Raw genomic sequence first — 23,648 nt, 5'->3', positions numbered from 1 at the left:
AATGGCGCGCAAACTTCCCCACAAGGATGTGGTGATCGTCGGCCTCGGCTGGACCGGCTCCATCATCGCGAACGAGCTGTGCGACGAAGGGCTGGACGTGGTGGCGCTGGAGCGCGGCCCCTGGCGCGACACCGCCACCGACTTCAACATCGGCTATGCCCCGGACGAGCTGCGCTACAACTCGCGCCAGGAACTGATGCTGCGCCCGGCGCAGACGACGGTGACCGCCCGCAACAACGCCGACCAGACGGCGCTGCCGATGCGGCAGTTCGGCTCCTTCCATCCCGGCAACGGCGTCGGCGGCGCCGGTGTGCACTGGGCCGGCATCACCTGGCGGTTCTCGCCTGCCGACTTCCGGCTGCGCTCTCATTTTACCGAGCGTTATGGCGCCCAGGCCATACCGGAGGACATGACGATCCAGGACTGGGGCCTGACCTATGAGGAGATGGAGCCCTATTACGACAAATTCGAGTATCTGGCGGGCGTGTCGGGCAAGGCCGGCAACCTGAACGGCCAGATCCAGGACGGCGGCAATCCGTTCGAAGGGCCGCGCAAGCGCGAGTTCCCCAACCCGCCGATGATGCAGACCTACGGCCCCACCCTGTTCGCCGAGGCGGCGGCCAAGCTGGGCTACAAGCCCTTCCCGATCCCGTCCTCGCTGCTGTCGCGCACCTACACCAACCCGCTGGGCGTGACGATGGGGCAATGCACCTTCTGCGGCTTCTGCACCAATTACGGCTGCGCCAACTATTCGAAGGCCAGCGCCCAGACGACCGTGCTGCCGGTGCTGATGCGCAAGTCCAACTTCGAGCTGCGCACCCTGTGCGAGGTGCTGAAGGTCAATCTGGATTCCACCGGGAAGAAGGCGACCGGCGTCACCTATGTCGACACCTCGGGCGAAGAGCTGGAGCAGACGGCCGATCTGGTGATCCTCTGCGCCTTCATGCTGGACAATGTGCGGCTGATGCTGCTGTCCGGCATCGGCAAGCCTTACGACGTCAGCACCGGCACCGGCGTGGTGGGGCGGAATTTCTGCTACCAGATGGCCAATCAGGTCGTCGGCTTCTTCGATCCCGCCAAATACAACTTCAACAACTTCATCGGCGGCGGCGCCACCGGCATGGCCATCGACGAGCTGAACAACGACAATTTCGACCATGGGCCGCTGGGCTTCCTCGGCGGCGGCAGCACGCGCTGCGCGCCCATCGGGGCGGAGCCGATCTCCAAGCGGCCGACACCGCCGGGCACGCCGGCCTGGGGATCGGGCTGGAAGAAGGCGATGCGCGACAGCTATCTCAGCAATCTCAGCGTCGGCTGCGAGGCCAGCAGCTATGCCAACCGCGGCAATTTCCTCGACCTCGATCCCACCTACACCGACCGTCTCGGCCGGCCGCTGATGCGCATCACCTTCGACTTCTCCGAGAATGACGTGAAGATGTCGGCCTACGTCACCAAGAAGGTGGCGGAGATCGTCCGTGCCATGGGGGCGCAGCAGAGCGTCGAATATCCGCGCACCGGGCCTTGGTCGACGGTGCCGTACCAGTCCACCCATGTGGTCGGCGGCACGGCGATGGGCGCCGATCCCTCCACCAGCGTGGTGAACCCGTTCCTGCAGAGCTGGGACGTGCCGAACGTCTTCACCGTCGGGGCGAACGTCTTCCCGCAGAATTCGGGCTTCAACCCGACCGGAACGGTGGGGGCGCTGGCCTTCCGCGCGGCGGATGCGATCCGCAGCCGCTACCTGAAATCCCCCGGCCCGCTGGTGCATGCATGACCAGGATCCGTCTCGCCATCGCCGCGGCCCTGCTGGTCACGGTGTCCTCGGCAACCATGGCGCCGGCCCTCGCCGACGACCAGGACTTCACCCTGATCGAGCGCGGGCGTTATGTCGCCACCGCCGCCGACTGTATCGCCTGCCACAGCCTGCCGGGCGGCAAGCCCTATGCCGGCGGGGCCGCCTTGCAGACGCCGTTCGGCACGCTGGTCGCCCCCAACATCACGCCGGACCGCGAGACCGGCATCGGCAACTGGACCGAGGAGGATCTGCGGCGAACCCTGCGCGAGGGCGTCGGCCGCGGCGGCAAGCGGCTCTACCCCGCCATGCCCTATCCCGCCTACACCCGGATGACCGACGGCGACATCCACGCGCTGTGGGTCTATCTCCGGACGCTGGAGCCGGTGAGCAACGCCGTGGAAGCCAACCAGCTGCCCTTCCCCTTCAACATCCGGCTGCTGATGGCGGGCTGGAACCTGCTGAACTTCGAACCTTCGAGCTTCAAGCCCGACCCGCAGAAGTCGGAGGAGTGGAACCGCGGCGCCTATCTGGTCCAGGCGCTGGGCCATTGCGGCACCTGTCACACGCCGAAGAGCGCGCTGGGCGCCGACGACAACGACCGCGCCTTGCAGGGTGCCAACCTCCAGGCCTGGTATGCGCCGTCGATCACCGCGGACAAGCGGCAGGGCATCGGCAACTGGTCGGTGGACCAGCTGACCGCCTATCTGAAGACCGGGGCGAACCACCAGTCTCTCGCCTCCGGCCCGATGGCGGAGGAGATCCAGAACTCCAGCTCCAAGATGACCGATGCCGATCTGAAGGCCATCGCCACCTATCTGCTCGACCAGAAGCCGCCCGAGGGGAAGGCCCCGGCGCCGCTGGCGGCGGATGACGCGCGGATGAAGACGGGCGGGGCTGTCTACACCGACACTTGCATGGCCTGCCATGGCGGCGACGGCAAGGGCCAGACCTTCCTGTTCCCGACCTTGGCCGGCAGCGGTCTGGTGCAGGCCGACGATCCGTCCACGCTGATCCGGCTGGTGCTAGACGGCTCCCGCGCGGTGGCGACCGACGACCGTCCGACCGGCCCGGCGATGCCGCCGCTCGGCTGGCGGCTGACCGATGCCGACGTGGCGGCGGTCGTCACCTACATCCGCAACAGCTGGAGCAATGCCGCCCCGCCGGTCAGCGCCGGGGATGTGGCGAAGGTGCGCAAGACGCTGGCCCAGGCGAACTGACGGGGGAGGGGCAGCGGCGGCGAACCGGCCGCCGTTGCCCGTTCTCCGGGACGATGAAGGCGTCGCACCGTCTCTGGCGATTTGCGTCGTCATGGTGGACACTGAGCGCCAGTCGGAGATGGACCGGGACTGATGGAATGAGCGGGTGGCGGAGCGTGCCGGCGTCGTGGATGGCGCGGAACCGGTCCAAGCTGGTGCATGCCTTGCGGATGACCGCCTCCACCCTCGCAACCTTCGCGCTGGCGGAGATGTTCGACCTGCCGCAGGGCTTCTGGGCCGTCATCACCGCGCTGATCGTTACCCAAAGCAATGTCGGCGGCTCGCTGAAGGCGGCGCTGGACCGCTTCGTCGGATCGCTGGTCGGCGTGGCCTATGGCGGGGCAATCGCCATGCTGATCCCGCACACGGACGGGATGGCGCGTGCCGCGGCACTGCTTGCAGCGGTGGCGCCGCTGTCCTACTTGGCCGCCAAGTCGGCCGGCTTCCGCATCGCGCCGATCACCGCGATCATCGTGCTGCTGGGCAGCGCCGGGGCCAGCCTCGGCCCGCTCAGCTTCGCCACCGACCGCATGCTGGAGGTCGGGCTCGGCTGCATCGTCGGCATTCTGGTGTCGCTGCTGGTGGTGCCGGCCCGTGCCTCGCGTTCCGTGCTGGACACGGCTGCGGAGGCGGCACGGCTGATGGCGGAGCAGCTGGATGCGTTGGCGGTCGCCGACGACGCGTCCCAGGCCGTCATGAACCGGCTGGTGGTGCGGACCCGGCAAGCCCTGACCCGGCTGGAAACCCTGGTGGGCGAGGCTGCGCGGGAGCGGCGGAGCCGGCTGGCCGACATGCCCGACCCCGATCCGCTGCTGCGCACGCTGATGCGGCTGCGGCACGACGTGGTGATGCTGCGCCGCGCGGTGGGGGAGCCCCGGCAGGATATCGCCGACCGCGACGTCTGCCCCGACTGGACGCCGGTCGCGGCGGCGGGCGCATCGACCCTGCGCGGTCTGGCCGACGCCCTCGCCACCGGCCAGCCGCCCGACCGCTCGACGGCACTCGCCGATGCGCTGGCGGGCTACCGGGCCGGGATCGACCGCACGCGGGCGGAAAGGCGGACGCGCGACATGCCGACCGACTGGCTGTGGCGGATGTTCGGCACCGGCTTCGCGCTGGAGCAGTTCCGCCGCAACCTGGACGACCTCGTCGAACGGACAGCGGACTTCGCCGCCCATCGGTAGGCCGCTGCCACTGAACGACGAAAGGGCCGGCACCGCGAGGATGCCGGCCCTGGCCGTTTCAAGAAGTCCGGGCTTGCCCGGTCAGCGGTCGCCCAGATCGTGCTCGATCTCGGTCACCAGCCGTTCGGCGCAGTGCAGCGCCCGCTGGCGGTCGTCGTCGCTCATTCCCTGCATGGGGTCGGACTGGGCCGGGAAGGACTCCGACCGGCAGAGCCGGCGGCCCGAGGCGCAGACCATCACTTCATAGTGGCGGCTGTCCTCGTTGAACAGGCACTCGGACTCGAAGCCCTTGGCGTCGGTTTCTGTCCACATGATCGTCTTGCTCATCGTCCGGCTCCTTCTGGTCTGGGTCGGGCTGGTTGGTCTTATTTGGCGTTCGCCATCGCGACGGCGGTGTCGGCCATCCGGTTGGAGAAGCCCCACTCGTTATCGTACCATGCCATGACGCGAACGAAATTGCTGTCGACGACCTTCGTCTCCTTGCATGCGAAGGTCGAGCTGTGCGGGTCGTGGTTGAAATCCGACGACACCAGTTCCTCGTCATAGGCGCCCAGCACGCCCTTCAGTGGGCCGTTGGCGGCCTCAACGATCGCCTTGACGATCTCCTCGACCGAGGTGGCGCGCTTGGCGGTGAACTTGAAGTCGACGACAGAGACGTTCGGGGTCGGAACGCGCATGGCAGTGCCGTCCAGCTTGCCCTTCAACTCCGGCAGCACCTTGCCGACCGCCTTGGCCGCACCGGTCGAGGTCGGGATCATGTTCAGGGCCGCAGCGCGGGCGCGGTGTAGGTCCTTGTGGTTGGTGTCGACGATCCGCTGGTCACCCGTGTAGGAGTGGATCGTGGTCATGAAGCCCTTTTCGATGCCGACGAGGTTGTTCAGCACGAAGGCCACCGGGGCCAGGCAGTTGGTGGTGCAGGAGGCGTTGGAGACGATCCGGTGCTCGGCGGTCAGCTTGTCGTGGTTGACGCCATAGACGACGGTGATGTCCTCGTCGGTCGCCGGAGCGGAGATCAGCACCTTCTCGGCGCCGGCTTCCAGATGCTTGGCGGCGTCGGCGCGCTTGGTGAAGATGCCCGAGCATTCCATGGCGATCTGGACGCCCAGATCCTTCCACGGCAGCTTGGCCGGGTCACGCTCCTGCACGACCTTGATGGAGTGGCCGTTGACGATCAGCACGCCATTTCCATTCTCATCGGCGCCGGTCTCGATGGTGCCGGGGAAGCGGCCGTGGACGCTGTCGTACTTCAGCAGGTGCGCATTGGCCCTCAGATCGGCGAGGTCGTTGATCGCCACGACCTCGACGTCCTTGCGGCCGCTCTCGTAGATGGCGCGCAGAACCAGACGGCCGATGCGGCCAAAACCGTTGATCGCTACCCGTACAGCCATGATGTGCTCCAGTCGTTCATAAGGCGGGTTTCAACCCGCAGGAATTTCGATATCGGCGCGCAAGCCCGCGGTCAGGCGGGGACGGCGCGCGGGGTGGCGGCATCAAGCCAGTCAGGCAGGGCGTCGCGGCTGGTCAGTTCGCTGAAGCGGTCCTCCACCCCTGCCGCGGCCAGCGCGGCGATGGTGTCGTCGCCGGCCGCCACCGACCGCAGGCCGGCATCGCGGGTGCGCCGGGCGATGAACCATGCCAGCGCGTCGGTGCCGCCGTCGAAAGGGGCGATCTCGTAGACGCCGAGCGGCCCCGTCCATACCACGGTCCGGGCGGCCTCGACGCAGGCGGTGAACCGCGCTATCGTCGCCGGCCCGATGTCGAGCACCATGTCCTCCGGCCCGATGGCGTTGCAGGGGACGATACGGTCCTCCACCCCGTTTTTCGCTTCGGTCGCTATGACCACATCGACCGGCAGCAGCAGCTCGCAACCGCAGGCCTTCGCCCGGTCCAGCAGCCTGCGCGCGTCGTCGAGACGGTCGTAATCGCACAGCGAGGCGCCCATGTCGGTGCCGGTCGCCGCCAGGACGCTGTTGGCGATGCCGCCGCCCAGCGCCAGAACGTCGACACGCGTCACCAGCCGGACCAGCAGGTCCAGCTTGGTGGACAGCTTTGCACCGCCGACGATGGCGCAAACCGCTTGGTCGGACCGTCCCGCCTTGCGGGCGGGGGAAAACAGGGTTGGCCGCGCCGGCCCGTCCGCATCACGACCACCCGTGATCAGATGCAGCCGGCCGGCCGGTCGGGGGGCCAGATTGCCTCGGACATCGGTCGTAAGCATGATGCCTGTCCTTTTCTTGGAACCAGTTCTGTCGTTTGTAGTCTTGCCAATCAGGCGGTCCGGATCGGACCGGCGCCCGACGGTGTCGTGCACAGCTTCGGTGGGGACGCCGCGGCGCGGCGGGTTTCGCGGTAGAGGATCAGCAGCCCGCTGCCAATCACCACGGTGGCGCCGACGATCACATGCGGGGCCGGCACGTCGCCCCAGACCAGCCAGCCGAGGATCGTCGCGTAGATCAGGCTGGCATAGCTGAAGGGGCCGACCACAACCGCCCGGGCCAGCGAATAGGCCCGCGTGCTGAAATACTGCGCGCCGCCGCCGGCGATGCCCATCCCCGCCATCAGCGCCAGCGCGTGGCCGTCCGGCGTCGTCCAGCCGAACGGCAGGGCCAGCGCGCTGAGCAGGGTCGAGACCACGGTGAAATAGAAGACCGTCGTCACCGGCTTTTCCGTGCGGCCCAGCTGGCGCATGGCGATCATCGCCAGCGCGTAGCAGACGGCGGCGGTCAGCGCCACCAGCGACCCGCGGTCGATCATCTCGGCGCCGGGCTGCACCATGATCAGCACCCCGGCGAAGCCGACCGCCACCGCACCCCAGCGGAAGGCGCCGACCCTTTCTCCCAGCAGCGGAACCGAGAGGGCGGTGAGGAACAGCGGGGCGGAGTAGGAGATCGCCACCGCATTGGCCAGCGGCATCAGGTGATAGGCCCAGAACAGCAGCACCATCGATGCCAGCCCGACGATGGCCCGCCACAGATGCCCCTGCCAATGGTCGGTGTGCAGGCAGCTCCGCCCGCCCGCCGCGGCAACCATGGCGACCGCCGGCAGCAGGGCGAACAGGTTGCGGAAGAAGGTGACCTCGCCCAGCGGATAACTCTCCGCCAGGATCTTGGCGAGCGCGTTCATGATGGTCATCAGGGCCATCGCCAGCAGCATCGACAGGATGCCGAGCCGGACGTTTTCCGGCGGTTTGGCGGCGGCACTCGTAGGGACCTGTTCCATGATGACGCTTTCCTGCCAGGGAAGGTCTCCCTCTCCCGTCCCGGGAGAGGGAGAATTGCCGGCGTCTGCTGCGCTTACGCCGCCCGTTCCAACTGCTCTGCTGCAATCACGCCCAGCGTGTGGCGGGCGATCATCCGTTCTTCGTCGGTCGGGATGATGAAGACCGGCACGCGGCTCTCCTGGGCGGAGATGCGGGTCGCCTTCGCCCGGTTGGCCGCCGGGTCGATGGCGACGCCGAGCCAGGACAGCTTCTCCGCCACCCGCGACCGCACCAGCGTGGAGTTCTCGCCCACGCCGGCGGTGAAGACCACCGCGTCCAGCCCACCCATCGAGCCGGCCAGCGCCGCCACCTGCTTGGCGACGTTGTGGCAGAACAGCTCCACCGCCTCGGCCGCCGCCGGCAGGTCGGAATTCTCCAGGTCGCGCATGTCGTTGGAAAGGCCCGACACGCCCAGCATGCCCGACTTGTGATAAAGCAGCTTCTCCAGCTCGTCGGCGCCGTAGCCCTTCTCGCGCATCAGATAGATCAGCACGCCGGGATCGATGGTGCCGGGCCGGGTGCCCATCGGCACGCCGTCCAGCGCGGTGAAGCCCATGGTGGTGTCGACGCTGTGCCCGCCGCGCATGGCGCACAGGCTGGCGCCGCTGCCGAGATGGCAGACCACCACGTGGGCGTTGGCCAGTTCCGGCGCCACCTGGGGCAGGCGGTGGGCGATGTACTCGTAGCTCAGCCCGTGGAAGCCGTAGCGGCGGATGCCTTCCGCCGTCAGTTCGCGCGGGATGGCGAAGGTCTGCGACTGCCAGGGCTGGGTCTGGTGGAAGGCGGTGTCGAAGCAGGCGACTTGCGGCAGCGACGGGTAGACCTGGGCCAGCGCCCGTATGGCGGCGATGTTGTGCGGCTCGTGCAGGGGTGCCAGCGGGATCAGCTCCTCCAGCTGGTCGAGCACCGCCGGGGTGACGCGGACCGGGGCGGAGAAGCGGGTGCCGCCATGGACGACACGGTGACCGGCGGCCACCAGCGTGGCGCCCTTCAGCGTGTCGCCGATCCAGTCGAGCAGATGGTGGAGCAGCTCCGGACGGCCCGGATTCTCGCCGTCGGCCCAGCTGTGGTCGGCGATCTTGTGGCGGGCGGCATCCTTCGCCTCGAAGCGGGGGGCGGTGCCGATGCCGGAGATCTGGCCGGTGACGACCGGAGCCAGATCGGCGACGCTGCCGCCCTGGAAGACGCAGAATTTCAGGCTGGAGGAACCCGCATTGATGACGAGGCAGGCATCCTCGCTGGAGTTTGACAGTGCGACCATGACGGGGATGTCCTATTCGGCGGCCAGCGCGAGCTTCGGCTGGCGTTTGGCGGCGGCGACCAGCGAGGCGACGGCGCAGGAGGCGAGCCGGGCCCGCACATTGTCGGCGCGGCTGGTGAGGATGACCGGCACCTTGGCGCCCAGCACGATGCCGGCGAGGTCGGCATTCGCCAGGAAGGACAGCTGCTTGACCAGCATGTTGCCGGCTTCCAGATCGGGGGCGAGCAGGATGTCCGGCTGGCCGGCGACCGGCGAGACGATGCCCTTGGTGCGGGCGGCTTCGGCGGAGATGGCGTTGTCGAAGGCCAGCGGGCCGTCGAGGATGCCGCCGGTGATCTGGCCGCGGTCGGCCATCTTGCAGAGTGCTGCCGCTTCCAGCGTGGTGTTGATCTTCGGGTTGATCGTCTCGACCGCCGACAGGATGGCGACGCGCGGGGTGGCGACGCCCAGCACCTTGGCAAGGTCGATGGCGTTCTGGACGATGTGGACCTTGTCCTCCAGCGTCGGATAGATGTTGATCGCCGCGTCGGTGATCAGCAGCGTCTTGGAGTAGGTCGGCACATTCATCAGGAAGACATGGCTGATCCGGCTGGCGGTGCGCAGGCCGGTCTCCTTCTTCACCACCTCGCCCATCAGCTCGTCGGTGTGCAGGCTGCCCTTCATCACCGCCTCGGCCTCGTCGGTGCGGGCCAGCGCCACGGCGGCTGCCGCGGCGGCGCGGCTGTGGGCGGCGTCGACGATGCGGTAACGGGCGATGTCCAGCCCGCCGGCCGCGGCGACCTTGCGGATGAGGGCTTCCGGCCCGACCAGGATCGGCTCGATCAACCCGGCTTCTGCCGCCTCGACGGCGCCCTGGAGCGAGCTGGCGTCGCAGGGATAGGCGACGGCGGTAACGACCGGCGGCAGCTCGTCGCACTTGGCGAGCAGGGCGTCGTGCTTGTCGTGGCGGATCATCTGGATCTGCGGCAGCTCATGCGCCGGACGGACGACCTTCTGGGTCGGGGCGATCACCTCGGCGGTACCGAGTACGACGATCTCGCCACCCTGGTTGGTGCAGACGCAGTCGAAGACGACGACGTTCTTGGCCGGACGCTTCTCGATCACGGTGACAGTGGCGGTGACGATGTCGCCCAGGCCCACCGGGCGGCGGAACTGCAGGCTCTGGCCGGCATAGAGCGAGCCGGCGCCCGGCAGATAGGTGCCGAGTACGCCGGAGATCAGCGAACCCGACCACATGCCGGGGCCGATCACCTTCTGGAACCGGCTGTCGGCGGCGAATTTCGGGTCGAGATGGGCCGGGTTGATGTTGCCCGACACGGTGGCGAACAGCTCCACATCCATCAGAGTCAGCTGACGGGAAAGGCTGGCCGACTGGCCGATCTGGATTTCGTCGAAGGTCACATTCTCGACGACGGCGCAGGCGCCGTTGCCGGAAGCTTCACCACTGGCACGCATTTTTGAACACTCCGGTTGACCGGGTCGAGCGAGCGGCCCGTTTTCTACGGTCCGAAGGGGCGGCGTCGGGAGGGGACGGAAAGGGGGGCCGTCCAGTGTGTCGTCCGAACTCGTCGCCCGTTTTGCGCCAGCGTTCTGCGCCGCGCCGGGAACCTTAGATATATTAATATATTAACTGTGCATCGCAACATGGAACCGTCGAAAAGCCCGGCCCTTGACACTATGCCGCAGGTGGCTCAAGGCCCATTTCTGCGGGATGGCCGGGCGGGGCTTCCCCCTCCTCCCGGGGAGAGACGGGAGGAGGGGGCACAACGGCGGGACGTCTCAGCGATCGGGGCGCCCGCCGCCCGTCCATGAAGTCCCTTCAGGGGCAGTCCCCGCCGCCTTGGATCGCCTCTCCGGGGGCAGGAGAGGGGGGCGGAGGGTCGCCGGGCAGGGGGCTTCAGGAAGCTCGTGGAACTCAGGCCTTGAGGATACCGCGGCCGGCGAAGCGGGCTGCGACGCCGAGCTGCTCCTCGATACGGATCAGCTGGTTGTACTTGGCCAGACGGTCCGAACGGCTGAGCGAGCCGGTCTTGATCTGGCCGCAGTTGGTGGCGACCGCCAGATCGGCGATGGTGCTGTCCTCGGTCTCGCCCGAACGGTGCGAGAGGACGGCGGTGTAGCCGGCCTTGTGCGCCATATCGACCGCTTCCAGCGTCTCCGACAGCGTGCCGATCTGGTTGACCTTCACCAGGATCGAGTTTGCCACGCCTTGGCGGATGCCCTGGGCCAGACGCTTCGGATTGGTGACGAACAGGTCGTCGCCGACCAGCTGCACCTTGCTGCCGATGGCGTCGGTGAGCGCCTTCCAGCCTTCCCAGTCGTCTTCCGCCATGCCGTCCTCGATCGAGATGATCGGGTAGCGGCCGGCCAGATCGGCCCAGTAGGCGACCATCTGTTCCGGCGACAGCGACTTGCCTTCGCCGGCCAGCTCATACTTGCCGTTCTTGAAGAACTCGGTCGAAGCGGCGTCGAGCGCCAGCATGACGTCGTCGCCCGGCTTGTAGCCGGCGGCCTCGATGGCCTTCATGACGAAGCCGAGCGCCTCGTCGGTCGAGCCGATGTTGGGGGCGAAGCCGCCCTCGTCGCCGACATTGGTGTTGTGGCCGGCGTCCTTCAGCTTCTTCTTCAGCGACTGGAAGATCTCGGAGCCCATGCGGATGGCGTCGGCGCCGGTCTCGGCGCCCACCGGCATGATCATGAATTCCTGGATGTCGATGGGGTTGTCGGCATGCGCGCCGCCATTGATGATGTTCATCATCGGCACCGGCAGCAGCGAGGCGAAGGCGCCGCCGACATAGCGGTAGAGCGGCAGGCCGGCATCCTCGGCGGCGGCGCGGGCGACCGCCAGCGACACGCCCAAGATGGCGTTGGCGCCGAGACGGCCCTTGTTCTCGGTGCCGTCGATCTCGATCATGGTCATGTCGAGCACGCGCTGGTCGGCGGCATCCATGCCGATCAGCGCCTTGGCCAGTTCGCCGTTGACCGACTGAACGGCCTTCAGCACGCCCTTGCCGCCGAAGCGGGACTTGTCGCCGTCCCGCAGCTCAACCGCCTCATGGGCGCCGGTGGAGGCGCCCGACGGTACCGCGGCGCGGCCGAAGGCGCCGGTCTCAAGGCTGACGTCGACTTCGACGGTCGGATTGCCGCGGCTGTCGAGGATTTCGCGGGCGCGGATTTCGGTGATGGCGCTCATGGGAAGGGATGTCCCGTTTCTTGAGGGAATGACAGTTCGCGGAGGCGTTGGGAGAGGTTTTGAAAGGCCCGCGCTCAGCGCAGCTTGGGACGCCGGTAGATGAACCAGTAGACGGCCCCCACCATCACCGCTCCACCGATCCAGTTGCCGAGCGTGACCGCGGCGAGGTTGACCAGATACTGGCCGACCGGGATGGATGGGGCGGCACGGCCGAGGTCGTGCCAGAAGCTGTCCGGCGCGCCCCATTCGATCAGCAGGCCGAGCGGGACGAAATACATGTTGGCGACGCAGTGCTCGAAGCCGGCGGCGACGAAGGCGGCGACCGGGAAGGTGATCGCCAGGATCTTGTCGCCGACACTGCGGGCGCCCAGCGCCAGCCAGACGGCAAGGCAGACCAGCACGTTGCAGAGGATGCCGAGGAAGAAGGCCTGGGTCGTCGGCAGAGAACTCTTGGCCACCGCGAAATACAGCGCCGAGGCGCCGACCGCGCCGTGGCCGAAGGTGTATTGTCCCGACAGGAAGACCAGCAGAGCGGTGCCAGCGGCGCCGACGAAATTGCCGATCCACACCGTCGTCCACACCCGCATCATCTCGCGGGCATGCAGCCGGCCGCTGGCCCAGGCCATCACCATCAGCGCGTCGCCGGTGAACAGCTGCGCGCCGCCGACGATCACCAGGATCAGCCCCATGGAAAAGACCAGACCGCCCAGCAGCCGGGTCACCCCATAGGGTAGCATGCCTTCGGCGCCCGACATGGCGACGGTGGCGAACAGGCCGCCCAGCGCGATGAAGGCACCGGCCAGGACCGCCAGGGCGAACAGGGTGGGAGTGTCGTAATGTGCCTTCTTGACGCCGAGATTCTCGGCGGCGAGCGCGATGGCATCGGGCATCAGTGCGTCGAGGGTTTGCGTGGTGGGCTGGCTCCAGCCTCCCACATCCTTGCTGTCCATGTTCATCGGTCGATGTCCTCGCTGCCGCGCATCGGTGCAGGCCCGTCGGCGGGTTTCGCTCCCGTCATGTAGCTTTACTACATACTCCTGTCGGGAGGAGGCTGGCAAGGGCACCGCCTGAGCAATTCCGTCGCAGGGGCGCGCGGAAAACGAGGGTGAAGACGCAGGAAAACGAAGGATTTACAGGGGAAATGCGGCTGCACTGCGCCGGTTGCGCGTCTGTAGCGTTGCTACATCATGGCGCCGTCAGCGCCGGGCCGGCTTCGGCCCCAGCACGCAGGCGACGGCGGCCAGGATCAGCACCAGCGCCGCCGCCAGCCGCGGCGTTACCGGGTCGCCCAGCAGCAGTACGGCGCCGCCGACCCCGACGACCGGGATCAGCAGGGTGCTGACCGCCGCCTCTCCCACCGTCAGGCGGCGGACGGTGACGTACCACAGCGCCTGCGCCACGCAGATCGAGCAGACGATGTGCCAGGCGAAGCCGGCCCAGACCGCCGGGTGAAGCTCGAACAGCGTGGGCCGCACCTCCGTTGCCGCAAGGCCGATCATCGGCAGTGCGCAGAGCACGTATTGCCAGCCGGTGATGACCATCGGGTGGGTGCGCCAGACCCGCCGCTTCATCACGATGGTGCCGAGCGCCCAGGCCACCGCCGACACCAGCATCACCGCCGGCCCGGCCAGTTGCGACGGCGGCGCCGACAGCGCCTCCGGCCCCAGCAGCACCAGCAGACCTGAGAGGCCACAGGCCAGCCCGACGATCTGGCGCGGCCCCGGCCGCTCGCCCAGCAGCGGGATCGCCAGCAGGGTCGCCCACACCGGCATGGTGAAGGCGACGATGGCCGCCTGCGAGGTCGCCATCAGGCTCTGGCCCAGTGCCGTGCACAGGTTGAAGACCAGCACGTTGCACAGCCCCGCCGCCACCAGCGCCGGCCATTCCCCCCGTTCCACCCGCAGCCGGTGTCCCGCCAGACGCGCCGCCCCCAACAGCAGCACTGCTCCGGCGGTGAAGCCGATGGCGCGCAGGCTGAAGATCGGCATCTGCGTCAGGATCGTCTTCACCGCCGGCCAGTTCAGGCCCCAGAACAGGCTGATGACGGCGATCAGCAGATATTTGACCGGATCGCGGCCGGCGCCGCTGGCGGCGACGGCGGTCATGCGACGGTCTTGCCCTCAAACCCATTCAGGAAGCTTGACAGGTTGGCCGACAAATCGTCGATGGCGTAACCGCCTTCCTGAACCAGAACCGTCGGCAGGCCGGCGGCGGCGAGCAGCGCGCCCATGCGGGCGAAGCCCGGCGTGGTGACGCCGAAGGCGGCCAGCGGGTCGTTGATGAAGGTGTCGAAGCCCAGCGAGACGAACAGCATCTCCGGCGCGAACCGCCGGATCGCGTCCAGCCCCTTGCCGATGGTCGTCAGCACCGTCGCCTCGTCGCTGCCGATGGGCAGCGGCAGGTTGAGGTTGTAGCCCTCGCCGCGGCCGATGCCGCGTTCCTGTGCATAGCCGGCCATGTGCGGATAGAACTCGGCCGGGTCGCCGTGGACCGAGACGAAGAACACGTCGTCGCGCTCGTAGAAGATGTCCTGCGTGCCGTTGCCGTGATGGACGTCGACATCGATGATCGCCACCCGCGCCGGCCGCCCCTGGGCGCGCAGCAGCGGCAGCACCGACTCCGCGGCGATGGCGACATGGTTCAGGTAGCAGAAGCCGCCGGCCATATCGCGGGTGGCATGGTGCCCCGGCGGCCGGCACAGGGCATAGGCCGCACTGTCCGCCCCGGTGGCGACCAGCTTCGCCGCGTGGATGGCGGCGTTGGAGGCGGCGCAGGTGGCGACCCAGGTGCCCTCACCGATGGGGCAGGCGGTGTCGAACATGTGCCAGCCGGCCTGCCCGACGATGCCGGTCGGGTAGTTGGGGGCCGCCTGCATCCGGTGGACGTTGGGCAGCACCACGTCGCCCATGTCGCCAGCCGCCACCCAGCGGGCATGCGCCGTCTCCAGGAAGGCGAGATAGGCGGGGGTGTGCACGGCGGCGCGCGGGGCGGAGCCGTAATCGTCGGGCAGGATCAGCGTCTCGCCGCGCTTCTCGATCAGCGAGGCCAGCGCCCCGACCCGTTCCGGCTTCTCCGGCAGGGCGCGCAGCAGGCCCTTGTTGAAGTAGGTGGCGGGACGGTGCAGGGCGGCGTCGGGGTGATGGACGAATTTCATCGGGGGACTCTCCGGAGAACGGACAGGCTCAGGGCTTTCCAGCCGTGGCGACCAGCGTTTCGAACAGCACGGCGGCGCCGCGGGCACCGTCGGCGGGGGAGATGTTCTCGACCTCGTTGTGGCTGATGCCGTCCTCGCAGGGGATGAAGATCATCGCCGTCGGCACCTTGCCCGCCACATAGACCGCATCGTGGCCGGCGCCCGACACGATGTCGCGGTGGCTGAAACCGAAGCCGCCCGCCGCCTCGCGCACCCGGTCGACCAGCGGCTTGGCGAAGGGGGTCGGCGGGAAGTGCCAGAAATCGGCGATTTCGGCGCTCACCCCGTTCTGTTCGGCAATCGCGGCGACGGCGGCGCGGAAGCGGCGGTCCATGTCGGCCAGCGTGCCGGCGTCCGGGTGGCGCAGATCGACGGTGAAGAAGACGCGGCCGGGGATGACGTTGCGCGAATGCGGATGGACGTCGAGGATGCCGACGGTGGCGCAGGGATCGCCCGCCGTCTCCAGCCCGACCCGCTGCACCGCCTGCACCATTGCCGCTGCGGCGACCAGCGCATCGCGGCGCAGGCGCATCGGCGTCGGGCCGGCATGGGCCTCGACACCCGTCACCGTCACTTCGTACCAGCGCTGGCCCTGCGCGCCGGTGACGACACCGATCTCCTTGCCCTCGACCTCCAGCACCGGACCCTGTTCGATGTGGGCCTCAAGGTAGGCGTGCATCGGATGATCGACCGCCGCCTCGCCGGCATAGCCGGTGCGGACCAGCTCGTCGCCCAGCCGCGCGCCGTCCTGCGCCACCTTGTCAAGGATCTCGTCCAGTGTGAAGACGCCGGTGACAACGCCCGATCCCATCATCGGCGGCGAGAAGCGCGAGCCTTCCTCGTTGGTCCATACCGCGACCTCGACCGGATGCAGCGTCTCCACCCCGCGGTCGTTCAGCGAGCGCACCACCTCCAGCGCCGCCAGCACGCCGAACACGCCGTCGAAGCGTCCGCCGGTCGGCTGGGTGTCGAGGTGGCTGCCCATTACCACCGGGGCCAAGCTGTCATCGCGACCCTTGCGGCGGGCGAAAATGTTGCCGATGCGGTCGACGGTCACGGTGCAGCCGGCGGCCTCGCACCAGGAGACGAACAGGTCGCGGCCGGCCTTGTCCTCGTCCGACAAGGCAAGGCGGCAGTTGCCGCCCTTGGCGGTGGCGCCGATCTTCGCCATGTCGGCGAGGCTGTCCCACAGGCGCTGGCCGTCGATGGGCAGATTGGAGGGGAGGGACATGGAAACTCCACGCAGAATTTTTTAGTTGATGGCAGGGGCGAGCGGGAAGCGGTCAGGCCGCTTCGCGCCTTTCCCGTGCCCGTAGGTCGACCATCGCCAGCACGGCGCGCAGCATCGGCACGTCCACGCCGCAACGCTCCGCCAGCTCGATCACCGAGCCCAGGATCGCGTCCAGTTCCAGGCGCCTGCCGGCCTCATAGTCCTGGAGCATCGAGGTCTTGAAGTCGCCCACACCGGCTGCCATGGCGATGCGTTCGTCCACGCTGGTGGTGAAAACCACGCCCAGCTTTTCCGCGACCGCCTTGGCCTCCAGCATCATGGCCCGGCCGGTGTCGCGCGTGCCGGGATCGTTGCACAGCCGGCCCAGCGTCGATCCGGTCAGCACGCTCAAGGGGTTGAAGGCGAGGTTGCCCCACAGCTTCACCCAGATCGCCTGCCGGATGTCGGCGGTCTTCGCCGGCTGGAACCCCGCCTGTCCGAACAGAGTCACGATGCGGTCGACCGCAGGGTTGTCACGGTCACCGGCATCGCCGAACACGAAGCGCTGGTCGCTGACATGGCGGATGCGGCAGGGACCGTCGCCCTCCACCGCGACGAAGCTGGTCGCCCCCACCACCCGGTCGGGGTCGATTGTGCGCCAAAGCAATCCGTCGGGATCGACGCTGGCGAGCGGCCGGTCGGCCAAAGGGTCCGGCTGGCGGTGCGGGTACCACCAGGGGATGCCGTTGACCATCGGCACGATGGCGGTCTCCGGCCCCAGCAGCGGCGTCAGCGTGTCGATGGTGCCACGCAGCGCATGGGCCTTGACGCAGAGGAACACCAGATCCTGCGGCCCGAGCGACAGGCTGTCGTCGGTGACGCGCGGGCTGAGCCGGGCGACGCGGTTCAGCGGCGTCACCATGGTCAGGCCGTTGCGGCGGATGGCGGATGCGGCGTTCGGCCGGGCGACCAGCGTCACCTCGGCCTCGGTGGCGCCCAGCCGGGCGGCCAGCAGACCGCCGACGGCGCCGGCCCCGATGATGGCAACCTTCATTCAGTGCGCTCCCGCCGGAACTGTTTGCAGGTCGTCCGGGATGTGCCAGGCCTTGCCCGGAATGGCGTCGAGCAGGCTGCGGGTGTAGGCGTCGCGCGGATGGGTGAACACGTCGCGCGCGGTCCCCATCTCCACGATCCTGCCGCGGCGCATCACCGCGATGGTGTCGCAGACCTGGGCCGCCACCCGCAGATCGTGGGTGATGAACAGCATGGCGAGGTTCAGCCGCCGGCGGATGTCGTCCAGCAGATCCAGCACCTGTCCCTGCACCGACACGTCGAGCGCCGACACCGGCTCGTCCGCCACCAGCAGTTTCGGCTCCATGGCGAGAGCGCGGGCGATGCCGATGCGCTGGCGCTGGCCGCCGGAGAACTCGTGCGGGAAGCGGTCGGCGGCCGAACCGTCGAGCCCGACCATCGCCAGCAGCTCCCGCGCGCGGGCCAGCGCCCTGTTGCGGTCCTCGCCGAAGGCCACCGGGCCTTGCGCCACGATGTCGCCGACGCGGTGGCGTGGGTTCAGCGAGGCGTAGGGATCCTGGAACACCATCTGCACCGCCCGGCGGTAGGGCCGGAAGCCCTTGCGGTCGAGCGCCAGTAGGTCGGTGCCCTCGAACAGGATGCGGCCCGAATCCGGCTTGATCAGCCCGACGATGGAGCGGCCGAGCGTCGACTTGCCCGATCCGGATTCGCCGACCAGACCGACGGTCTCGCCGGGATGGATGGTCAGCGACAGGTCGTCGCCGGCCACCACCTGCTTGGACTTCTTGAACAACCCGCCGCCGACGTTGAACACCTTGCGCACTTTGTCGGCGACCAGCAGCGGCGCGCCGGTCTTGGCATGGTCGTCGCGGTGCTCGATGTAGTGCGGGACCGAGGCGATCAGCTGCCGGGTGTAGGGATGCTGCGGCCGGTTCAGCACGTCCGACGCTGCGCCATATTCCACCAGCTTGCCGTGGCGCATCACCGCCACCCGGTGGGCGATCTCCGCCACCACACCGAAGTCGTGGGTGATGAACATCATGCCCATGTGGCGCTCGGCCTGGATCGAGCGGATCAGGTCGAGGATCTGCTTCTGGGTGGTGACGTCCAGCGCCGTGGTCGGCTCGTCGGCGATCAGGATGTCGGGCTGGCAGGCCAGCGCCATGGCGATCATCACGCGCTGGCGCTGGCCGCCCGACAGGCGGAAGGGATAGGCCTCGGCCAGTTCGGCCGGGTTGGGCAGACCGACCTGATCCAGCAATTCCACCACGCGGGCGCGGCGGGCGGGGGCAGGCAGGGCGGTGTGCTCGCGCAAGGACTCGCCGATCTGGCGGCCGACCCGCATCAGCGGGTTCAGCGCCGTCATCGGCTCCTGGAACACCATGGCGATGCGGCCGCCGCGAAGGCTGCGCTGCTCGGCCTCCGGCATGGCCAACACGTCCTTGCCCTTGAACAGCAGGCTGCCGCCGGATACCCGGACATGGGGGGCGGGCAGCAGCCCCATCATGGCGTGCGCGGTCATCGACTTGCCGGAGCCGGACTCGCCGACCACGCAGAGGATCTCGTCGGGGTTCAGGGTGAAGGTCAGGTTGTCCACCGCCAGGGGGCGGTCGGCGCCCGGCGGCAGCGCGATGCTGAGGCCGCGCACATCCAACAGGGGGGTGTTCATGGCGGCGGTCTCCACGGGGGTGCGCATAACGTTGAACTGGCTCATCGGATCACCCCCGCGACCGGGCGAGCTTCGGGTTCAGGGCGTCGTTCAGCCCCTCGCCGACGAGGTTCAGCGCCAGCACGGTCAGCACGATGGCGAGGCCGGGGAAGACGCTCATCCACCAGGCCTGCCGGATCACCGTGCGGGCGGCGCCGATCATGTAGCCCCAGCTCATCGCGTTGGGATCGCCGAGGCCGAGGAAGCTCAGCGAGCTTTCCAGCAGGATCGCTGTCGCCACCATCAGCGAGGCCGACACGATGATCGGCGACAAGCTGTTCGGCAGGATCTGGCGCAGGATGATGGTGCTGTTGCTCTGGCCGGTGGTGATGGCGGCCTGGACGAATTCGCGCGAGCGCAGGCTGAGGAACTCGGCACGGGCCAGACGGGCCAGCGGCGGCCAGCTGACGATGGCGATGGCGAGCACGATGGTGGTCAGGCTGGGGGTGAAGATGGCGACCAGCACCACGGCCAGCACGAAGTTCGGGATGGTCTGGAACAGCTCGGTGAAGCGCATGATGGCGTCGTCCACCTTGCCGCCATGGAAGCCGGCCAGCGCCCCCAGCGTGACGCCGATGGCGAGCGCCGCGGCGGTGGAGGTCAGGCCGATCAGCAGCGATACCCGCGCCCCATGGGCGATGCCGGATGCGATGTCGCGGCCCAGCATGTCGGAGCCCAGCAGCGCGTCTTCCGACAGCGGCGGCTGGAAGGGCGCCGTCGCCATCTCCCACGGGTCGCCGGGGAAGAAGACCGAGGCGAAGGCGGCCAGCACGACGATGGCGATCAGGATCAGCAAACCCAGGACCGCGCCCTTGTTGCGGGCGAAGGCCCGCCAGAAATCCGAGTTCATCATTGCGACACCTGAATCCGGGGATCGACGAGGCCGTAGAGGATGTCGGTCAGGATGTTGAAGAGGATCACCATCACCGACGTGACAAGGAAGATGCCCAGCAGCACCTGATAGTCGCGCTGAAGCACCGCCTCGAAGGCCAGTCGGCCGATGCCGGGCCAGGCGAACACCGTCTCGATCAGGATGGAGCCGCCGACCAGCTGTCCGGCCTGGATGCCGGCGACGGTGATGACCGGCAGGATGGCGTTGCGCAGGACATGGCGGGTGACGATGCGGCCCTGCGTCAGCCCCTTGGCCTTCGCCGTCTTGACGAAGTCGAGGCTGCGCACCTCCAGCATCGAGGCGCGGGTCAGGCGGGCGTAGCCGGCCATGTAGAACAGCGCCAGCGTGATGACCGGCAGGATCAGGTGGACCGCCACGTCCGCCACATGCGCCAATCCGGTATAGCCGGCGCCGATGGTCTCGTAGCCGAAGGCCGGCAGCCAGCCGAGCTGGATGGAGAACAGGAGGCTCAGCATCAGCCCGATCCAGTAGATCGGCGTGGCGTAGGCCAGGAGTGCGACGACGGTGATGGCGCTGTCGGCCCAGGTGCCGACGGTGATCGCCGCCAGCGTGCCGAGCGCCACGCCGGCGGCGAGCGCCAGGATGAAGGCGGTCAGCGTCAGCACCAGGGTGGCCGGCAGCCGTTCCGCCAGGATGTCCCAGACGGGTCGCTGCTGGCGGTAGGAGAAGCCGAGATCGCCCTGCACGACCTTGCCGATGTAGGTGCCGAGCTGTTCGTAGAGCGGCCGGTCGAGCCCGAACTGCTCGCGCAACTGCGTCACGAACTTTTCGTCGGCGGCCCCCGCCTCGCCCGCCATCACCATGGCCGGGTCGCCGGGGGCGGCATGGACGAGGAAGAAGTTCATCACCACGATGGCGATCAGAATCGCGGCGGCCTTGACGAGGCGGCTCGCGAAGAGTTGGGCGAATCCCAGCATGGGCAGGTTCCTAATTTAATCGCCGCGCTCTGGCCTCTCCCCCGCTCACACGTAAGCGCAGATTCCCCCTCTCCCCCCCGGGGAGAGGGTCGGGGTGAGGGGGATGCATAGCGTGGATTCTCGGAGAAGGGCCGCCGCGCGTCCCCCTCACCCTAACCCTCTCCCCGGGGGAGAGGGGAAGTCAGGAGCGTCTCGTTACTTCGCCAGCCAGACGCTTTCATAGGTGTCGTTGACACCGATGGCCGTCGTGTTGGCGTTCTTCACGCGCTTGTCGAGGAAGGTCGGGAATTCCATCTCCAGCAGCCACACCACCGGCAAATCGTCGGACAGGATGCGCTGGACCTCGCTGTACTGCTCCTGGCGCTTGGCCGGGTCGTTCTCGCGCGAGGCCTGATCGAACAGTTCGTCCACCTTCGGGTTGGAATAGCCCATGGTGTTGGTGAACAGCACGCCCTTGCGGATGTTCGACGAGATGTAGGTGCGGGCCACGCCCAGCGCCGGGTCGCCGTACTGGTAGAGGAAGTTGGTGGTGATCTCGTAATCCCAGTTGGCGACGCGCTGCGCCCAGCCGGCGGCGTCCGTGCTTTCCAGAACCACGGAAACGCCGACCTTGCCCAGCGCCTGCTTCAGATACTCGCCCAGACGGGTCCAGGTCTCGCCATAGGGCATCGGCATCAGCTTGACGGTGGCGCGCACGCCCTTGCCGTCGGGCTTCAGCCCCATCTCGTCGAGCAGGGCCTTGGCCTTGTCGAGGTTGGGCTCGTAGGTCGTGACCTTGGGATCGTAGAACTTGACCACCGAGTTGATCGGGCCGGTCGGCACGCGGCCGAGGCCGAACCAGATCTTGTCGCGGATGAACTTGCGGTCGATGGCGTAGGCGATGGCCTTGCGGAAGCGCTTGTCGTCCAGCGGCTTGACGCGGTGGTTGATCTCCAGCCACGCCATCGGCGCCACGAACTCGTAGCCGGCGGTGGTCAGGGTCACGTTCGGCAGCGTCTTCATGCGCGGAACCTCGAAGGGCTCCAGGTCGCTGTACTGGGTCTGCTGCACCTGACCGCTTTCCAGCGCCAGCGAGCGGCTGGCGGCGTCCGGGATCACGCGGAAGGTGATGCCGTCGAGGTAGGGCAGGTCCTTCTTGTAATAATCCTCGTTGCGGACGAGCTGGATGTAGCTGCCCTTCACCCATTCCTTCAGCTTGAACGGGCCGGTGCCGATGGGGGTGTTGTTGGCCGGGTTGGTGCGGTAATCGCTGCCCTCATAGATGTGGGCCGGCACGATGGGGGCCGACGACACCTCGAAGGCCTGGATGAAGGCCGGGAACGGCTCCTTCAGCTTGAATTCGACGGTGTTGTCGTCCAGCGCCTTGATCGACTCGCAGCGGCTGAACGCGGCGCGGGCGCGCGGGTGGACCTCCATCAGGAACTTGGAGGTGGAGAACACCACGTCGTTGGCGCTGAACGGCTTGCCGTCGTGCCACTTGACGTTCTGGAACAGCTTGAAGGTGTAGGTCAGGCCGTCCGGCGACACCGTCCAGCTCTCGGCCAGCGACGGCAGCGGGTTGAGCTTGCGGTCGTAGGTCAGCAGGCCCTGATAGATCTTGCCGGCGACGGTCTGGGTCGGCCCCTGCTGGTTCAGGCCCAGCATCAGGGTCGGCGGCTCCGGCTGGACGATGGAGTTGAGGACACCGCCGCGGACCGGCGTCTCTTGCGCCATGGCCGGGGCGGCGATCAGGGCGGCCGTGCCGGGGATGGCGAGTGCCGCGGCCAGCAGGCCGGCGGCGGCGGTGCGGTGGACGTTGCGGCGGAAGCCGCGCTGGATGCTGGCGGGGATACCGGAAAGGCGTCGTGTCATGCGGGTGTCCTCGTCTCCAGATGGTGTCGTTGTGGGATGCGACCCTGTCGTCTTCGTTCTTCTTTTGAAAAAGGCGGGCGGATCAGCGCGGCCCGGTCGGGCCGGTGGTGCTGTCCAGCCAGCGCAGCAGCGAGTCCCATTCCAGGACGCCGGCGCGGGGATAGGCGCGCTCATACTGCTGGGCGGTGTGCTCGCAGACCTCCGGCGACGGGTAGATCAGCGGCCGGCCGCCGGCCATCGCCATGATCTGCTGCTTGCAGGCCTGCTCCAGGTAGTACATCAGCACCGCCGCCTCGGCGACGTCCTGGCCGACGGTCAGCAGGCCGTGGTTGCGCAGGATCATGCTGTGATGGTTGCCGAGATCGGCGACCAGCCGTTCGCGCTCCGCCAGATCCAGCGCGATGCCTTCGTAGGTGTGGTAGGCGATGCGGTTGTACCAGCGCAGCGAATGCTGGGTGATCGGCAGCAGCCCGTCGGCCTGGGCGCTGACCGCCATGCCGGCGTCGGTGTGCAGATGGATGACCGCGCCGACGTCCGGGCGGGCGTGGTGCACTGCGCTGTGGATGGTGAAGCCGGCCGGATTGATCTCGTCGCCGTTGCGCCCGTCGACCAGATTGCCGTCGATGTCGACCTTCACGAGGTTGTCGGGCGTCACCTCGTGGAACATCAGGCCGTAGGGGTTGATCAGGAAATGGTCCGGCGTGTCCGGGATGCGGGCCGACATGTGGGTGTAGATCAGGTCGGTCATGCCCAACCGGTCGAACAGCTTGTAGGCGGCGGCCAGATCGGTGCGCGCCTTCCACTCCACATCGGAATAGGTGCTGCTGGCGCGGGGGGCATGGGCGGCGGTTGCGGTCAGCGTCTTGGCGATCATCT

20 protein-coding genes are annotated in these 23,648 nt (G+C 68.1%); 3 read left to right on the top strand and 17 right to left on the bottom strand.

The features are described from left to right. Position 1 precedes the first annotated feature (1 nt). The 3 genes from ABNQ39_RS25320 to ABNQ39_RS25310 all read left to right on the top strand — a co-directional run bounded on the left by ABNQ39_RS25320 (position 2) and on the right by ABNQ39_RS25310 (position 4,235). Positions 2 to 1,774, top strand: a complete 1,773-nt coding sequence (locus ABNQ39_RS25320; protein WP_376963393.1) for a GMC family oxidoreductase — start codon at positions 2 to 4, stop codon at positions 1,772 to 1,774. Then, positions 1,771 to 3,012 carry a c-type cytochrome gene (locus tag ABNQ39_RS25315; protein ID WP_376963390.1) on the top strand — a complete coding sequence of 414 codons (1,242 nt, stop codon included), beginning with the start codon at positions 1,771 to 1,773 and terminating at the stop codon, positions 3,010 to 3,012. The genes ABNQ39_RS25320 and ABNQ39_RS25315 overlap by 4 nt, the downstream gene beginning before the upstream one ends. Positions 3,013 to 3,149: 137 nt before the next feature. Then, complete coding sequence (locus ABNQ39_RS25310) at positions 3,150 to 4,235, top strand: FUSC family protein (RefSeq protein ID WP_376963387.1); 1,086 nt, start codon at positions 3,150 to 3,152, stop codon at positions 4,233 to 4,235. 81 nt (positions 4,236 to 4,316) lie between these two features. Here ABNQ39_RS25310 and ABNQ39_RS25305 read toward each other — a convergent pair whose 3' ends face one another. The 17 genes from ABNQ39_RS25305 to ABNQ39_RS25225 all read right to left on the bottom strand — a co-directional run bounded on the left by ABNQ39_RS25305 (position 4,317) and on the right by ABNQ39_RS25225 (position 23,646). Then, positions 4,317 to 4,562: a hypothetical protein gene (locus ABNQ39_RS25305; protein WP_376963384.1), complete on the bottom strand. Its 246-nt coding sequence runs from the start codon at positions 4,560 to 4,562 to the stop codon at positions 4,317 to 4,319. A gap of 38 nt (positions 4,563 to 4,600) precedes the next feature. Then, positions 4,601 to 5,623 (bottom strand): type I glyceraldehyde-3-phosphate dehydrogenase, encoded by a 1,023-nt coding sequence (gene gap / locus ABNQ39_RS25300; protein ID WP_376963380.1) that lies wholly within the window; start codon positions 5,621 to 5,623, stop codon positions 4,601 to 4,603. Positions 5,624 to 5,694: 71 nt separating this feature from the next. Further along, positions 5,695 to 6,453, bottom strand: a complete 759-nt coding sequence (gene pgk, locus ABNQ39_RS25295; RefSeq protein ID WP_376963377.1) for a phosphoglycerate kinase — start codon at positions 6,451 to 6,453, stop codon at positions 5,695 to 5,697. A 50-nt stretch (positions 6,454 to 6,503) separates the two neighbouring features. After that, positions 6,504 to 7,454 carry a DMT family transporter gene (locus tag ABNQ39_RS25290; protein WP_376963374.1) on the bottom strand — a complete coding sequence of 317 codons (951 nt, stop codon included), beginning with the start codon at positions 7,452 to 7,454 and terminating at the stop codon, positions 6,504 to 6,506. A 74-nt stretch (positions 7,455 to 7,528) separates the two neighbouring features. Next, entirely contained in the window at positions 7,529 to 8,755 is a 1,227-nt protein-coding gene (locus ABNQ39_RS25285) for an acetate/propionate family kinase (protein WP_376963371.1), read from the bottom strand. A 12-nt stretch (positions 8,756 to 8,767) separates the two neighbouring features. Beyond that, entirely contained in the window at positions 8,768 to 10,210 is a 1,443-nt protein-coding gene (locus ABNQ39_RS25280) for a bifunctional enoyl-CoA hydratase/phosphate acetyltransferase (RefSeq protein ID WP_376963368.1), read from the bottom strand. 460 nt (positions 10,211 to 10,670) lie between these two features. After that, positions 10,671 to 11,948 carry a phosphopyruvate hydratase gene (gene eno, locus ABNQ39_RS25275; RefSeq protein WP_376963365.1) on the bottom strand — a complete coding sequence of 426 codons (1,278 nt, stop codon included), beginning with the start codon at positions 11,946 to 11,948 and terminating at the stop codon, positions 10,671 to 10,673. 74 nt (positions 11,949 to 12,022) lie between these two features. Continuing rightward, positions 12,023 to 12,904: a formate/nitrite transporter family protein gene (locus ABNQ39_RS25270; RefSeq protein WP_098736524.1), complete on the bottom strand. Its 882-nt coding sequence runs from the start codon at positions 12,902 to 12,904 to the stop codon at positions 12,023 to 12,025. Positions 12,905 to 13,144: 240 nt separating this feature from the next. After that, positions 13,145 to 14,053: a DMT family transporter gene (locus ABNQ39_RS25265; protein ID WP_376963361.1), complete on the bottom strand. Its 909-nt coding sequence runs from the start codon at positions 14,051 to 14,053 to the stop codon at positions 13,145 to 13,147. Then, the gene (locus tag ABNQ39_RS25260) at positions 14,050 to 15,102 is read right to left on the bottom strand and encodes a histone deacetylase family protein (RefSeq protein ID WP_376963358.1); all 1,053 of its coding nucleotides are present in this window, start codon (positions 15,100 to 15,102) and stop codon (positions 14,050 to 14,052) included. The genes ABNQ39_RS25265 and ABNQ39_RS25260 overlap by 4 nt, the downstream gene beginning before the upstream one ends. 28 nt (positions 15,103 to 15,130) lie before the next feature. Next, on the bottom strand, positions 15,131 to 16,372 hold the full coding sequence (locus tag ABNQ39_RS25255; protein WP_376963355.1) for a Zn-dependent hydrolase: 1,242 nt from the start codon (positions 16,370 to 16,372) through the stop codon (positions 15,131 to 15,133). 52 nt (positions 16,373 to 16,424) lie between these two features. Next, the gene (locus tag ABNQ39_RS25250) at positions 16,425 to 17,405 is read right to left on the bottom strand and encodes a ketopantoate reductase family protein (protein ID WP_376963352.1); all 981 of its coding nucleotides are present in this window, start codon (positions 17,403 to 17,405) and stop codon (positions 16,425 to 16,427) included. Continuing rightward, positions 17,406 to 19,052, bottom strand: a complete 1,647-nt coding sequence (locus ABNQ39_RS25245) for an ABC transporter ATP-binding protein (protein WP_376963349.1) — start codon at positions 19,050 to 19,052, stop codon at positions 17,406 to 17,408. 49 nt (positions 19,053 to 19,101) lie between these two features. Next, the gene (locus ABNQ39_RS25240; protein WP_376963345.1) at positions 19,102 to 19,944 is read right to left on the bottom strand and encodes an ABC transporter permease; all 843 of its coding nucleotides are present in this window, start codon (positions 19,942 to 19,944) and stop codon (positions 19,102 to 19,104) included. Beyond that, on the bottom strand, positions 19,941 to 20,921 hold the full coding sequence (locus tag ABNQ39_RS25235; RefSeq protein ID WP_376963342.1) for an ABC transporter permease: 981 nt from the start codon (positions 20,919 to 20,921) through the stop codon (positions 19,941 to 19,943). Before ABNQ39_RS25235 ends, ABNQ39_RS25240 begins: the two co-directional genes overlap by 4 nt. Before the next feature lie 195 nt (positions 20,922 to 21,116). Next, positions 21,117 to 22,772, bottom strand: coding sequence for an ABC transporter substrate-binding protein (locus tag ABNQ39_RS25230; protein ID WP_376963339.1), 1,656 nt, complete (start codon positions 22,770 to 22,772; stop codon positions 21,117 to 21,119). A gap of 82 nt (positions 22,773 to 22,854) precedes the next feature. Next, on the bottom strand, positions 22,855 to 23,646 hold the full coding sequence (locus ABNQ39_RS25225) for a class II aldolase/adducin family protein (RefSeq protein ID WP_376963337.1): 792 nt from the start codon (positions 23,644 to 23,646) through the stop codon (positions 22,855 to 22,857). Positions 23,647 to 23,648: the final 2 nt, after the last annotated feature.

This window comes from Azospirillum sp. A26 (assembly GCF_042604635.1).
Taxonomy (GTDB): Bacteria; Pseudomonadota; Alphaproteobacteria; order Azospirillales; family Azospirillaceae; genus Azospirillum; species Azospirillum palustre.
This window is presented reverse-complemented; position numbering and strand designations above follow the sequence as displayed.